Annotated in this window: 10 protein-coding genes and 1 tRNA gene; 6 read left to right on the top strand and 5 right to left on the bottom strand. The window is 61.8% G+C overall.

Annotation, left to right across the window (positions count from 1 at the left end; all coding sequences use genetic code 11):
• Positions 1–444 precede the first annotated feature (444 nt).
• Together F9K20_RS17680 and F9K20_RS17675 are read left to right on the top strand one after the other, a co-directional pair.
• Positions 445–1467 (top strand): DUF1837 domain-containing protein, encoded by a 1023-nt coding sequence (locus F9K20_RS17680; protein WP_291004922.1) that lies wholly within the window; start codon positions 445–447, stop codon positions 1465–1467.
• Positions 1464–4025 (top strand): DEAD/DEAH box helicase, encoded by a 2562-nt coding sequence (locus F9K20_RS17675; RefSeq protein ID WP_291004919.1) that lies wholly within the window; start codon positions 1464–1466, stop codon positions 4023–4025. Before F9K20_RS17680 ends, F9K20_RS17675 begins: the two co-directional genes overlap by 4 nt.
• Before the next feature lie 73 nt (positions 4026–4098).
• On the opposite strand, the gene F9K20_RS17670 is transcribed toward F9K20_RS17675, so the two are convergent.
• Positions 4099–6036 carry an ATP-dependent helicase gene (locus tag F9K20_RS17670; RefSeq protein ID WP_291004916.1) on the bottom strand — a complete coding sequence of 646 codons (1938 nt, stop codon included), beginning with the start codon at positions 6034–6036 and terminating at the stop codon, positions 4099–4101.
• Positions 6002–7969 carry an ATP-dependent endonuclease gene (locus F9K20_RS17665; protein WP_291004914.1) on the bottom strand — a complete coding sequence of 656 codons (1968 nt, stop codon included), beginning with the start codon at positions 7967–7969 and terminating at the stop codon, positions 6002–6004. Before F9K20_RS17665 ends, F9K20_RS17670 begins: the two co-directional genes overlap by 35 nt.
• Before the next feature lie 353 nt (positions 7970–8322).
• Here F9K20_RS17665 and F9K20_RS17660 point away from each other — a divergent pair, with 353 nt between their 5' ends.
• Together F9K20_RS17660 and F9K20_RS17655 are read left to right on the top strand one after the other, a co-directional pair.
• Complete coding sequence (locus F9K20_RS17660) at positions 8323–8730, top strand: hypothetical protein (RefSeq protein ID WP_291004912.1); 408 nt, start codon at positions 8323–8325, stop codon at positions 8728–8730.
• A 21-nt stretch (positions 8731–8751) separates the two neighbouring features.
• Positions 8752–9312 carry a hypothetical protein gene (locus F9K20_RS17655; protein WP_291004909.1) on the top strand — a complete coding sequence of 187 codons (561 nt, stop codon included), beginning with the start codon at positions 8752–8754 and terminating at the stop codon, positions 9310–9312.
• A gap of 250 nt (positions 9313–9562) precedes the next feature.
• On the opposite strand, the gene F9K20_RS17650 is transcribed toward F9K20_RS17655, so the two are convergent.
• The 3 genes from F9K20_RS17650 to F9K20_RS17640 form a co-directional block, all read right to left on the bottom strand.
• On the bottom strand, positions 9563–10732 hold the full coding sequence (locus F9K20_RS17650; RefSeq protein ID WP_291004906.1) for an integrase arm-type DNA-binding domain-containing protein: 1170 nt from the start codon (positions 10730–10732) through the stop codon (positions 9563–9565).
• 159 nt (positions 10733–10891) lie between these two features.
• Positions 10892–10967, bottom strand: a tRNA-Glu gene (locus tag F9K20_RS17645).
• Between the two features lie 84 nt (positions 10968–11051).
• The gene (locus F9K20_RS17640) at positions 11052–11453 is read right to left on the bottom strand and encodes a DUF6476 family protein (protein ID WP_291004903.1); all 402 of its coding nucleotides are present in this window, start codon (positions 11451–11453) and stop codon (positions 11052–11054) included.
• Between the two features lie 66 nt (positions 11454–11519).
• Between F9K20_RS17640 and F9K20_RS17635 the strand changes: the two genes are divergently transcribed.
• Complete coding sequence (locus F9K20_RS17635) at positions 11520–12524, top strand: RluA family pseudouridine synthase (RefSeq protein WP_291004900.1); 1005 nt, start codon at positions 11520–11522, stop codon at positions 12522–12524.
• A gap of 364 nt (positions 12525–12888) precedes the next feature.
• Positions 12889–13776: an RNA polymerase sigma factor RpoH gene (gene rpoH / locus F9K20_RS17630; RefSeq protein WP_291004897.1), complete on the top strand. Its 888-nt coding sequence runs from the start codon at positions 12889–12891 to the stop codon at positions 13774–13776.
• The last annotated feature ends 16 nt before the right edge of the window (positions 13777–13792 follow it).

Below are 13792 nucleotides of genomic sequence, written 5' to 3'. Positions count from 1 at the left end.
GATCTCTGAACCGTCACGACAGATCGTCCCGCGGGTTCCTTCTCCTCAGGCTTCCCGACGCCAGCCTACCCAGGCAGCGGCGAGGTGCGTGGATGGCTGGCATCCGTAACCCTCAGAGATTGCAGACCTCGAGCCGGTCGCACCGATGTCCCTCCAGCGGTTGGCAACGATGTCCGTTACAGCACCTGCAGCCGACATTGTGTAGCGCTTAGGTTGCTCGGCGAAATGAGGTAGGCTTAGTTGAATTGACACCGTAGGTTGGCGGCGCGGGAAGCGGAGGTCAGTTTTCCGCGCCGATGATCTTTTTGCGATGCCGGATAATTCACACAAGATCGAACAACAATCCTCGTTCGAATCATTTCTCTTCGCTAAGGCTGTCAATAGCCCAACTGCTACGCGCAATGGAGGTTGTGCTGCGTTTGCCGATGAACGGATTGCGATTGAATGGATTCGCTCAATCCTTCTGATGACCAGGCTTTTTCGATAACGCCGGGCGCAGCCTTGCCCGACGGCGGCGACGCGCTGAAATCTGCGATCGCGGGCATGCTGGGGGATCATTCCGGGCTGGCGGCGCGGATCCGCATCTTGGAAGGTACGTACGCGAGCGGCCATGCGCGCACCCGCATTCGCGTCCACTATCTTGCCTTCAGGGATGGCAAGCCGACGCTGGATGAACTGGTCGAGGCGCTTGAACCGAAACTGGTCGGCTTCTGTCTTCCGCGCGCCGAAATCAACGAGACGCTCGGTCAGATCGACACGTTGACCCCGCAGCAGGTGCTAGAGCGGCTCAGCGCACTTGCCGGACGGGCGCGGCGCCTCTTTATCAAGACGAGGACCGCTACCGGTCGCAGCGGTGAAGCCGGCGAGCTGCTGCTCTATTTGCTGACCGAGTGGATGCTGGCTGCGCCGCAACTCATTGCCAAGATGAGCCTGAAGACCAATTCGCAGATGCCGGTGCATGGCTCCGATGGCATTCACATCCGCTATGATGAGGCGGCGCAGACGCTGCTGCTGTTTTGGGGAGAGGCCAAGGTTCATCAGTCGATCAACAAGGCGATCGACGCCGCGGCGACCTCCATGGCGACGTTGTTCCGCGATCAACTGGCCGCAGAGATCGTACTCGTCAAGGCTCACCATCATATGGCGGATCTGTCGAGTGAGGCGCGCGAAGCCCTGCTCAGCTACCTCGACCCTTACTCGGAGAAGTCGAACTTTCGTAAAGACATCTCGACATGCTTGATCATGTTCGACTTCGATGCGGCGCTCGAGCAGCACGCGCTGGAGAACCGCGAGGCGGCGTTCCGAGCGGCGTTGCTCTCTGCTATCGAGGCGGCGATCGCTGAGTTCGACGCGGCGGCGATCTCTGCCGGGCTTGACCAGCACAATGTCGAGCTCTTCTTCCTGCCGGTGCCATCGGTCCACGATTTCAGGCGGGCCTTCCAGAAGCTGATTGGATGGCCCGAATGATCAATGAGCTAGATGAACGGATCTGGAAGAACCCAGCGTTCCATCGCGAGCGCGAAGGGCTGCACACGGAATGGCTTCAGAGAGAGCTGAAGACAGCGCCGACAACGGCACTGTCAGAGGCAGCGCTGATACGGCTGTTGCGCTCGGCAGCCGTGCTGGCTCTGTCCAGCGATGGCGACCGGCGTGATGCGGCGTATCGCATCGCGGCCTCGTCGTTCGACCTGCGCCGGATGACGCATCCGGGTGCGTCAGCTATCGCCAATGTCATCCTCAGCCGACTGGGAAACTTTCCGGCCATCGATCTCGTCAACGGGATTGGCGATGTGTCGGCCTTCACGCCGACGTCCCTGCTGACAGAGGAGCAGGACCGTCGCGCCAAGAACGAGGTGCAGGTCTCCGGCAAGACGACTACGTTCACGGATTTTCAGCGGGAGCTGTGGCGCGACCTGCAATCGGGAGCCTCCGTTGGCGTATCGGCGCCGACCTCCGCCGGTAAGTCGTTTGTTGTGCTGACACATTTACAAGAGCGGGCGAAGATCGGCGGCGCTTTTCGCGCGGTCTATCTGGTTCCCTCGAGGGCGCTCATCACTCAGATTGCGGACAGCATTTCGACGTGGGCCCTGCGCCTGGCGGAGAACCCCGTCGCGCTGCTGACGATGCCTGTGTCCGCCGAGATGCCGTTGCCAGACAGATCGATCTTTGTGTTCACGCAAGAGCGCCTGCATTTGACGCAGATCAACCATCCGACTCTGAGCTTCGATCTGATCGTGGTCGACGAGGCGCATGCTATTGCAGAAGCACCGCGCGGTATCTTGCTGGCCGCTGCTCTGGACGAGGCGCTGCGGCGCAACCCGAATGCCCAGGTGCTGTTCGCAAGCCCGAACGTGTCCAACGCCGAGGTGTATGGATCCTATTTCAGATTACAGGGGTTCAGAGCCCGGACAACGATGGCCAAAGCGGTCGCACAAAACATCCTATTCGTCGACTCACCGCCCGCTCGCAAGAAGCTTGTGAGCATCCGCACGCAGCGATCCGAGCCGGGAGCGGCGGTTGCCCACGTGGAGCTCGTCAAGCGTCCAACGACGACACAGGCGAAGCTGATCTCGGTCTCTCTTGCCCTCGGTGGCGGTGCACCTTCACTGGTGTACGCAAACGGGCCTGACCTTGCGGAGAAGGTCGCCGCCGGCCTGGCTGAAGGCCTGCCGAAAGAGGAGGAGAATGGCGCTCTTAAAGAGCTGGCAGACTTCATCGAAGAAGCCGTCCACGCCGAGTATGCACTCGCCCCCGCGATACGCCGCCGCGTCGGTTTTCACTACGGGCGTATTCCGGCCCCGGTCCGCAAAGCGGTCGAGATCGCGTTTGGCGACGGCAACCTGCAGTATCTCGTCACGACGAGCACATTGCTGCAGGGTGTAAACTTCCCGGCCAAGAACCTCTTCATTTGTGATCCGCGCCAGGGGGACAGCAACGCGATGCGGGCGGTGGATTTCTGGAATCTGGCGGGACGCGCGGGTCGTCTCGGCAAGGAATTCCAGGGAAACGTCTTCCTCATTGATTACGAGACGTGGAAAGCCAAGCCGCTGGACGCGAGCCGCGCTATTGAGATCGAACCTGCCGCTGTGCAGCACGTCGACAGCCGAAAGGCCGAACTAGTCGACTGCATCCGGGAGACGAATCCACAACAGGAGCACCCACAAACGGACGGGCTCGAGGGGATCTTCACACAACTCCTCATCGACCTGAAGCAGGGGCGCATTGGGCAATCGCTGACCCGGTTGTCGCCGGCCGGAGGGTTGGAAGATGTCGAAGCCGCTCTGGTTGATGCGGACAGGGTCATCACGCTTCCTGTCTCGGTTCTTCAGCAGTCTCCAACGATCTCGGCACACCGGCAGCAGAGATTGTACGCCTGCCTCAAGCAAAGGATTGCCGGCAGGCCAACAAACATCGTCACGAGCTATATTCCCGAGCACCCGCGTGGCGGCTCGGACCCGTACAAATCGTACTCGGATATTTTCAAGATCTGCCATTCCGAGCTGCTTGGATATCCTGCGAAGGACAAGCGCCACACGCGCTTTGCCGTGATTGCCCTGCAGTGGATGCGCGGTGAGCCGCTTCCGGCCATCATCGATGCGGGCCGCAAGTATGCGCCGGACAAGAAGATGGAGAGCCATATTCGCGGCGTGCTGCACGACATCGAGCACGACATCAGATTCACCTATGTGCGGCTGATGACGTGCTACATGGCGGTGCTGACGGAGATCCTGAATGAAACCGGGCGCGCGGATCTTGCGGCGACGATCCCGAATATCCCGCTCTACCTGGAGATGGGCGAGTGCAGAAAGCCGGCCATCGCGCTGATGGCGGTGGGGCTGTCGCGTATGGCAGCCTCGAGGATCCTGCCAAAGATGCCATCAAACTTGGAGACCGTCGACGACGTGCGGCAATGGCTTCTGTCGGTTGACCCCGCGACGCTCAATTTGCCTCCCATATTGCAGGGCGAGGTTCTGCGGGCACTTGGAATCCAGCCGAAGACACCATCACATCAAACCGAGTCGTAATGCAGCAAACCGTTCCGCGATCCTCTGGGTTGCCTCGGTCCCGGAACACGCGGCGGGGGGGGGGAACGGATCCTCATCCGGCATCGATGATAGGCACGCCGGCCATCCTCAGCAATTCATAGAGTGCTGAGATCGTCTCACGCGCGCCGCGCTTTGGGCAGTAAGTGAACAGCACCCGCTGCTTAGCCCTGGTGAACGCGACAAAGAAACCAGCGGTTGCCTCTACGTGGTCATCCGCAAAGCTCCACCATGCGCCATCGTCAAGACCGACAAAGATGACGGTATGATACTCGAGACCTTTGCTCTTATGGATGGTCATCAGGGGGAGGGACTGAGCGCCCTCATACACATCGAGTGCCGTCAGCCAATCGCTTTGTCCAACGCAGCTCTCAAACAAATGTCGGGCAACGGCTTTCGAAACCTTCTCCATCCAATCACCCTGCCGGTATGCGGGAGAAGCGGCGATCAACTGCGAACGGCCGATGAAGTCCAGCACGTCTGAGACCAGCGCTGCCGCTTTGACCGAGGTGGTGACAGGCGCGGGATATTTGTTGCGAAACTCGGCAGCGAATGTTTCGACTTCTCGTTCCAATCTTAAGTTGGCGCGCTCATCAGTCTGAGGAAGCCCGCGTAGCGATCCCAATGCGCTTAGGCAATCGGCCCAGGCTTGTCCGGCGCGATCTGTGCTCGCCACTCGGACGAAGCCGATAACGGACCCGGACAATTCCTCCGACAGCAGCTCCTGAAGCCTCACCGCGCCGATCTCGGCAGCCTCGTTGCGCAGTGTGATGCCATGATCGGCCAGCGCGGCTGAGAGGAGGGGCACGTAGCTGGCCGCCTTCTGGCGAACCAAGAGCACGAAATCGCGCGGCCCCAGGCCGTGCTCCTCCATCTGTGCCTGGATGAACTCCGCCAAGGTTTTGGCTTCAGCGTCGGGGCTGGAAAAATCCCACACGGCACAACAATCACCGGAGACACTCACCTTGGTTTTCGAGACCGGCTTAACCGACCGGTCATCGAGCGCTTTGGCGAGTACGTGCTGAATGCGAACCAAGTCGGGCGAAGAGCGATAGTTGCTCAGGAGAGGCGTTCGCTTGGCGCCGAAATCGTGTTCCATTGCCAGGAAGGGCTTGTCCATCGCCATGGCCCAACGCATGATTTGTTGCTTATTGTCGCCAACGGCCGTCACCACGGTGGAGGTCTTAAGGAATACAGTCTTGACGAGATCGTACTGGATTTGTGTGGTGTCCTGAAACTCGTCGAGGAACAGATGTGAGTAGGTCAACGCCAGAGCCTGGCGCGCCATCGGGTTGACCCGTAGGCTGAGCTCCGCCAATCGGCCGATCATGGGGAAGCTCAGAAAACTGCCCTTCGGCCCACGCAGCGATGCTTTCCACCATCGTGCCGCGGCCCATTGTGGCACTGTCTGGGGCGGCTGAGGTTCCTCCGGCAACGGCGCACCGAACAAATGCAGGCGCTCGAAATCGACGGATGTAATCGTCTCGATCTCGTCTCGTGTACCGAGTACCGCCGGCGGATTCCCGAGGGTACGCAGGAAGTCGTCATAGGCGCGAGGGTTGGTAAAGAAAATCTGGTAGTCCGCGGTCGGGCGCCAGGGCTGCGGCAACGCCTGACCGAACCGATCGACGATGCTCTTGGCGAACGCATCAAAAGTCAGTGAATCGAGACGTGCCGCATGTTCGGGACGGCAGCGACTGCGCACACGTGCAGCAAGGTTGGTTGCGGCATCCCGCTTGAAGCAGATTGCCAGAATACGCTGCGGCTGCGGCGAACCGCCCGTCTGCAACAGGTAGGCCGCGCGCTGTGCGAGCAGCTCGGTCTTGCCAGCACCGGGACCTGCAATGACGGAACGATTGTCCGTTGAACGGACCACATCGAGCGCATTGGCTTCGAGCGCATCGACGCCGATCGGAGTCCACGCATTCGGAGCAATGCGGCGAGGCTGCAGCATCGGCTCAATCTCGCCGCAGGTGCTCTTGGACCTGATCAAGTAACGGCTGCAAGCAGGCCGGCATGCTTTCCTTGATCATCTCGTCGTCCAGCTCCATCAGCGCACGCAGGTGCGTCGCGGGCTTGCTGTGCGTCATGAAGTGATAGCGATACGCCGGGAGCAGATCCTTGTATGGCGCGAGTATCTCCGCGCATTGGGCAAGACCATCCTTGCTGAGCACGACCTCGGCCGCCTTCTCCACGCTGAGTTCTGGCCCGCCGCCGGCGGGGATGATCGCTTCGTATGCGTCTGGAAAGGCTGCAAGCATGGCGAGGTCAAGATCGACAGGCCAGGAAAAATGCACGCCATATTCCGCCAACCGATCGACCCAGCCGGCCAGATTCGTCTCATTGTTCCAGGTGTGCATCTTGCTGAACTTCTCCTCGGAGAGCACTCCGTTGGTCGCGCAGAGAATATCTTCGCGCTTCACTCCCATCTCTATCAGATGCTGGATCGCGGTCTTAATCCGCCCGTAGCCACCTCCTTTGCGTCCGGCATCGAGGTCGATCAGCGTTGCGTGCGGGATGCAGAGACCATTTAACAGACGCCAGAAATGCTGCACGTGACGGCCACCTAGCGGCACGATCGCCACGAAGGCCGGATCGACCAGCAGCCCCTGCGCTTCAGCAAGCCGGGGCAGCACGACTCGCTCGGAATCGCCCTCGCCGAGAACGGCAAATCTGGCAAAATAGAGTTCTGGAAACGCCAGCACAGCGCCCCGGACGAACTTGCTGGCCTCCTCGTCATTAAGCGGTAGGTCGAGCGCACTGACCGCCGTGGTTGCCGTCTGCGTGTCGCATCGACAGTACCGGACCTCTTCAGGCTCGACGCGGCTGAGAACTGCAGGCGAATGGCTGGTTACGATCGCCTGTGCCGTTGTGCTCGATACCAGCGAGCGGATCTGCCGCACGATGCGTGACAGATAGTACGGCGATAGATGGTTCTCGGGCTCCTCAATGGCAAAGATGGACAGCGCCGGGATGACTAGGCGCTCGGTATCGAACCCTTTGATCTTGCCCGCTACGGCCTCGCGCTCCAGATCGAACACTGCCGCCGCGAGCGCAAAGTAAAACAGCGACTGCTGCCCGTCGCTCAATGCCTCGAGTCCGCGCTCGATTCCGGCCGGCCCCTGCTGAAACACGACGTTGATGCGGCTCACCACCTCCTCGAACCGCCGACTGATAGGAGTGACGCTCGGTTCGATATCTGTTTTCTCGTCATGTAGCGCCGCCCAGCGAGTCGCCAGCGCTTTGCCCATTGCCTGGATCGCCGGCTCTCGCCCAAAGCTCGTGCGTAGCGCGTCGCTGGCAGTGTCAATGGCCTCACGCGTCCCATTCGACCATTCGATGGCCCGCAGCAATCGGGCCGCAAGCGCACCTGTCGTTGCTCGAATCTGAGCGCCTGAATCTCTTGTTGCTGGCGTGTAGTAGAGTTGGATCAAGCCGCGCTGAGATGGCGACATCGGTTGTCGCTGATCATCCTTTATGGCTGCGGCGAGAGTATCGATCCAGTAGAGGTTCTGCGTGACCTCTCCGTCGACGGTGCCGTCATCATCCCACCGCGCCTCCAATCGCAAGCGGCAAACCGGCGACGATCCGGGGCGCTCGATGCGGATGTGCCGAAACGTCGGTGCGACCGAGGCGGCCGTGGCCGAGCCCTTCTTGAGCTCCGGTAGGCCAATGATGACATCGATGTAGAGACTGCGCGAGGTTCGGTCATCGGGCTCCACATCCGGCGCACGATGGAAGTCGGCGCGAACAATTGTTCGTTCTGAGCGCGTGACGCCGAATAGCTTGGTGAGGGCATGAAGAAGCGCGGTCTTGCCGGAACCGTTCGCTCCGATAACGACGGTCAGATCTTCGGCCAATTCCACAGTGACCGGCGCAGGCGCAAAACTACGGAATCCGGAAATCATAACCTTCTCGATGCGCACGGCAATCTCCAGCAGCTAGAACGAAAAATCGAAGGCAAAATGAGAGCGCGGCGCGCACACTTGGTCGGCGGAGAAGCGTCTCTGCAAGCAAGGCATTCCGCGCCACCCCATCTGTGCTCGCCAGTATTGCCAGTCAACAAACAAGTGCGATGACGATGCATTGGTCAAACCGGAAGCCGATGAGGGCGCTCCTAACTACCGACCATGTGCGCCGCTGTCTAAATGCATGAAAGTCGCTGCGAAAGTTATTGATTCAGTTGTTTACTTGCGGCGGCGAGCACCCGATGCACTTGCAACAATTAATGGTCATTACTAATCTTTGCGCATGGGACCTAGGGATGGGAGCTGGCGTGATGAGCGTACCAACGCAGCAGATTGGCATCGGCAGGCTGGGAGAGCTCGTAAGGAACCTGATGGGCCGACTAGCTCCCTTGGAGACAGCCACCAGTATCCACGGTGGGGAAATCGACCGCCTGAAGAATCAGGCCGAAGACGTTCAGACAGAAGTCGACACGCTCAAAGTGATGGTCGAAATGCAGGACGGAGTCGGGGCGGACCACGATCGAAAGATCGGCGAACTAGAGAAAAAGCTGGCCCGGCTCGAAGCAGACGTCGCCGCCCATGAAAATACAATCGCCAAGATGACGAGCACCCTGCATGGCCAGAAAGTCAAGACGGGCCAGGCCAAGGCGAGGGCGGGACGCGCTGAAAGAGCGCTAGATAAGTTGAAAGCTAGCAAGCCTCGGAAAGTCACCCGCTAGGACACTTTCTGGGTGCAGCCGATGTCACCGGCGATCGTCAGGGTTCTTCACCGCCTGTTTTGGGCCGTCACTGGCAGTGCAGTGGGCGGCGGCATCATTCTCTGGCTCGCCACGAACGGCATCGATCTTCAGCAGGCGGTCGCTTACGTCCTCCAGCAGGCACAGGAGCCGGAAAACCTTCTCTATACCCTCCCGACGATGGCCCTTATCGGTGTCACAGCGCTCTATCTCCTGTTCCAGCTATGGGAACGTTACGGCCGGCCGCCACGATCTGCCGCGATGACCCTCCGCAAGGCGCTTGTAGCAGTGAACGAGCACACTTTGGACGTCTGTCCGGACTCTCGTCTGGCGAACGCCGCCCTGCGAAGCCTGCGCGGGTCGCTGCAGGATTTGGCGCCCTATGAGAAATTGGCGGGCAGCGTTACGGAGATCCTTGAGCTGTCGGAAGCATACCTATTTCACTTGGCCTCTGAATCATCCGCCGGAGCAGTTGACGTGGCATCGGTGCACGACAGGGCGCTGGCGGCTGTCGATGCATTGATGCTTGCCACGAGATGGGCTGCGGAGCCGGATGACGAGTGAGGCATGCCTTTTTCCGCGGCGTCACAAGGTGACAGGTACGTCGGGCCTCAGGACGACAATGCCTTGCATCGTGCCGCAGCTCCCACTCATTGCGCGGCCCGATGCCTAGCATTAGGCAATCGACAACTGACGGCCGGTTCGCCTTCAAAAGCGGAGCTGGTCAGCGGTCGCTTCGAGTGGCACGACAACGGGTTGCCGATGTCTGCAATTGGGACGAATCGGACGACTGGTCCACCGGAGTGGGCAACGTCTAGCCGGTGCGTTGCGAGGTTGCGGAGGATTTGCGCAGCTCGTCGAGATAATCAGCCCATGCCTGCATCATGCGTTGGCGCTCGGGGAGGTACTGCGCCTGATTGTAGGCGGCGCGCACCTGGTTGATCGGTCGGTGCGCCAATTGCCGCTCGATGGCGTCGGGATGCCAATTCATCTCGTTGAGGCGCGTCGAGGCCATCGTCCTGAAGCCGTGCGAGCACATCTCGTCCTGGGCAAAGCCGAGGCGGCGTAGCGCCACATTGAGCGTGTTTTCGCTCATCGGGCGTTCGGGCGAAACAAGAGAAGGGAAGACATAGGTCGCATTGCCGTTGATGGCCCGGCTCTGCTCGATGATGGCCAGTGCCTGCCGCGAGAGCGGCACGATGTGCGGTAGCTTCATTTTCATCTTGTGTGCCGGGACGCGCCACTCTTCGCCCTGGATCTCGGTCCACTCCGCGTGGCGCAGCTCGCCCGGCCGCACGAAGGTGAGAGCGAGGAACTGCAGCGCGAACTTGATGGTCTGCGATCCCTGGTAATCATCGATGGCGAGCAATAGCGTCTTGATGTCGTCCGGCTCGGTGAAGGCGGCGCGGTGTCTGATTTTCGGGGCCGTCAGCGCGCCGCGCAGGTCGGCTGCGGGATCGCGCTCGGCCCTGGCGGTGGCGATCCCGTAGCGGAAGACGCGGGAGAGGACGCTACGCAATCGCTTGGCGCTCTCGTACTTGCCGGGGCCTTCGAGCTTGCGCAGCACCCGCAGCAGCTCAGGGGCGGTGATGTCGGTGAGGTTGCGATTGCCGATGTACGGGTAGGCGTAGGAGAGAAGCCAGCGCTTCTTTTCCATGGTGGGGGCGGCGTCGCCCTCGTTCTCCAGCTTCTTGAGCCACTCCTCGGCGACGTCCTTGAACGTGGCCGACGCTGGCTTCAGTGCCGGATCGATGCTCTTGGAGAGGGCATTCTTGGCCTCGTGGAGGGACTGACGCGCCTCCTGCAGGGACGTGTAGGGGTAGGTGCCGATGGTGAGCGTTTTGCGCCGGGCGTTGAACTTGTAGTCGAAGCGCCACTGCTTCGACCCAGTGGGGCGCACGAAGAGGTAGAGGCCGGCGGCGTCCGAGAGCTTGTAGGGCTTCGCGGCCGGTTTGGCGTTTCGGACTTGGGCGTCGGTAAGCACGGTACAGCGGCCCCGAAAAAGCGCCTGTACCGTCGAATGTATCGTAAACGTTCCGATTTAGGGAAGGGCAGGACGAGGCGAGATGAGCGCCGAAAACGGCGTTTCCCTCGCTTATTCAATGCATTATGGGGAAAGATGAGGAAGGTTGATAGAACGTTCTGGCGCCCCGTAGGGGACTCGAACCCCTGTTCCCAACGTGAGAGGCTGGTGTCCTAGGCCACTAGACGAACGGGACAGCGCTGGAGCGAACCTATATGGGAGCCGGGGCGCCTCGATCAAGCCGTTTCTTTCGCTGCACGCGATATGGCGCATGCACGCCTCACTTGCCGGGCCCCGCCGGCGGCGCACGCGTGACGGGGATCGATGTCTGCGGCTGTCCCGTCTTCAGGTCGAGCACCGCGATGCCTTCGGCGCCGGCGGCCTCATAGTGAACGGCCAACCGGTCGCCGGAAAGCGATATGGAGCGCACCTGCGCCCCCGCCGGTAGCTGCACGCTCGTCCCCTCGGGCGGATCTGCTAGGCTCGGCGCGGCCCGTTGCGTCGGCGTCCCCGACGCGAGATAGATGACGCGTCCGATCACGGCGGCGAGCCCGGCGAAGATCAGAACCGCCAGCGCGACCACGACGATTCTCAGATTGCGCTGCAGGCGCGCCTCGGCGGCGGATGGGCCAGGCGCGGCTTCCACTGCTTGCGGGGCGCCGATCGTCTCCATCCCGTGCATCCAATCCCTCCCATTGTCGCGGAGGCCAGTCGTCCGGAGGCCAGTGCCCACGCTATGGTTCGCGCCATGAGCTCAAAAAGCGCAAATCGCATCGAGCTGGTGGCGACGGAAGCCGATGCCGGCATCCGCCTCGATAAGCTGCTCGCGCAGCGCATCGATGCGCTGAGCCGCGCCCGCATCCAGGCCCTGATCCGCTCGGGCAACGTGGCCGGGTCCGGCGGCGCGACCATAGGAGATGGGTCCTACCGGGTCAAACCGGGCGAGATGTTCATCGTGAAGGTGCCGCCGCCAGAGCCGGCGGCGCCCGCCGCGGAAGCGATCGCGCTCGATGTCGTCTACGAGGATCGCGACCTCATCGTCATCGACAAGCCGCCGCATCTCGTCGTCCACCCTGCCCCCGGGCACGCCAGCGGGACGCTGGTCAATGCGCTGATCGCTCATTGCGGCGACAGCCTCTCGGGCGTCGGCGGCATCAAGCGCCCCGGCATCGTGCACCGGCTGGACAAGGGTACTTCCGGCCTGCTCGTCGTGGCCAAGAGCGATGCCGCGCACCGCGGCCTCAGCGAGCAGTTCGCCGCCCACGGCGTGGACGGGCGCATGCATCGCGCCTATCTGGCGCTCGTGTGGGGCAAGCCCCTGCGCCCGCGCGGAGTGATCGCGGCGCGGCTCGTCCGCAGCCAATCGAACCGCACCAAGATTGCCGTTGCCAGGGGCGAGAGCGGCCGGCACGCGGTTACCCACTATGAGGTCATCGAGACGATCGGTACCGACGCCGGGCCGATATCGCTGCTGAGGCTCGAGCTCGAGACCGGGCGCACGCACCAGATCCGCGTGCATCTTGCCCACATCGGGCACCCCGTGCTCGGCGATACGACCTATGCCAGCGGCTTCAAGGCCAAGGCCGGCAAGCTCGCGCCGGACGCGCGGGCAGCGCTCGCGGCCCTCGACCGGCAAGCGCTGCACGCCGCCGAGCTCGGCTTCGAGCATCCGCGCTCTGGCAAGAAACTGCGCTTTGTGAGCCCCCTTCCGGCCGATATGCAGGGGCTGCTGGATGCCTTGCGGCCGGATTAGCAGTAAATCCTCGCTGCCTGGCAAAGTATCCATTAGCGCCATTGGAGGTTTAAGCTGCGGGGCAGAACGTCCGTTAGCGCCGCCGCTGCTAGAATGATGCCCCGGCTTGTGAATCCGGCCTCCGGGGCACCGTTCCGGCCGCCACAAAACGCTGCGCTGTGACTGCGACATAGGTGACCTGCAACATTGTAGCTCCGGCTTGCGTATAGTGTGTGAGAGGACGCAAGCGCCAAATCGACGGAATCCGAGTGGTGGAGCGTTAACGGTCACGGGCAGTCTCAGCTAGAAGTGCCCCCCGCGCGGCAGCGCCGCGAAGCATGCAGAGAGGGACCGCCCATCGGCACTGGGGCGGCTGATAGAGGTAATGGCGACGAAACTTCCGACTATCGCGCAAGGCTCCTTGGGCCTCGCCCGCTATCTCGAGGAGATTCGCAAGTTTCCGATGCTGGAGCCTGGCGAGGAGTTCATGCTGGCCAAGCGCTGGCAGGAGCACTCCGACCAGGATGCAGCCGAGAAGCTCGTGACGTCGCACCTGCGCCTCGTCGCGCGCATCGCCATGGGCTATCGCGGCTATGGGCTCCCCATCGGCGAGGTGATCTCGGAGGGCAACGTCGGCCTGATGCAGGCCGTCAAGCGCTTCGACCCCGACAAGGGCTTCCGTCTCGCGACTTACGCCATGTGGTGGATCCGCGCCTCGATCCAGGAATACATCCTGCGCTCGTGGAGCCTGGTGAAGATGGGCACCACGGCGGCGCAGAAGAAGCTGTTCTTCAATCTGCGGCGCGCCAAGAGCCAGCTGCAGGCGCTGGATGACGGCGATCTGCGCCCCGATCAGGTGAAGACGATTGCGCGCAAGTTCGGCGTCAGCGAAACCGACGTCGTGTCGATGAACCGGCGGCTGGGCGGCGACGCCTCGCTCAATGCCCCCGTGCGCGCCGACACGGAAGCCGGCGAATGGCAGGATTGGCTGGCAGACGACGCTCCGACGCAGGAGGAAACCCTCGGCGAGTCGCAGGAACTGGACCAGCGCAAGAGCTACCTGTCGAATGCGCTGGCCTCGCTCAACGATCGTGAGCGGCGCATTTTCGAGGCGCGGCGCCTCACTGATCAGCCGGCGACGCTCGAGGACCTGTCGAGCGAGTTTGGCGTATCGCGCGAGCGCATCCGGCAGATCGAGGTCCGCGCCTTCGAGAAGGTACAGAAGGCCGTACAGTCGGCGGCGCAAGCCGACGATGCAGAACGCCTGCACTGATGATCGAGTGCTGAGA

Source organism: Hyphomicrobium sp., assembly GCF_009026145.1.
GTDB lineage: Bacteria > Pseudomonadota > Alphaproteobacteria > Rhizobiales > Hyphomicrobiaceae > Hyphomicrobium_A.
This window is presented reverse-complemented; position numbering and strand designations above follow the sequence as displayed.

Excerpts from the sequence above, each read along its gene's own strand:
- F9K20_RS17680 (WP_291004922.1), top strand. The coding sequence starts at position 445 with ATGGATTCGCTCAATCCTTCTGATGACCAGGCTTTTTCGATAACGCCG.
- F9K20_RS17635 (WP_291004900.1), top strand. The coding sequence starts at position 11,520 with ATGAGCTCAAAAAGCGCAAATCGCATCGAGCTGGTGGCGACGGAAGCC.
- F9K20_RS17640 (WP_291004903.1), bottom strand. The coding sequence starts at position 11,453 with ATGCACGGGATGGAGACGATCGGCGCCCCGCAAGCAGTGGAAGCCGCG.
- F9K20_RS17660 (WP_291004912.1), top strand. The coding sequence starts at position 8,323 with ATGAGCGTACCAACGCAGCAGATTGGCATCGGCAGGCTGGGAGAGCTC.
- F9K20_RS17675 (WP_291004919.1), top strand. The coding sequence starts at position 1,464 with ATGATCAATGAGCTAGATGAACGGATCTGGAAGAACCCAGCGTTCCAT.
- F9K20_RS17655 (WP_291004909.1), top strand. The coding sequence starts at position 8,752 with ATGTCACCGGCGATCGTCAGGGTTCTTCACCGCCTGTTTTGGGCCGTC.
- rpoH (WP_291004897.1), top strand. The coding sequence starts at position 12,889 with ATGGCGACGAAACTTCCGACTATCGCGCAAGGCTCCTTGGGCCTCGCC.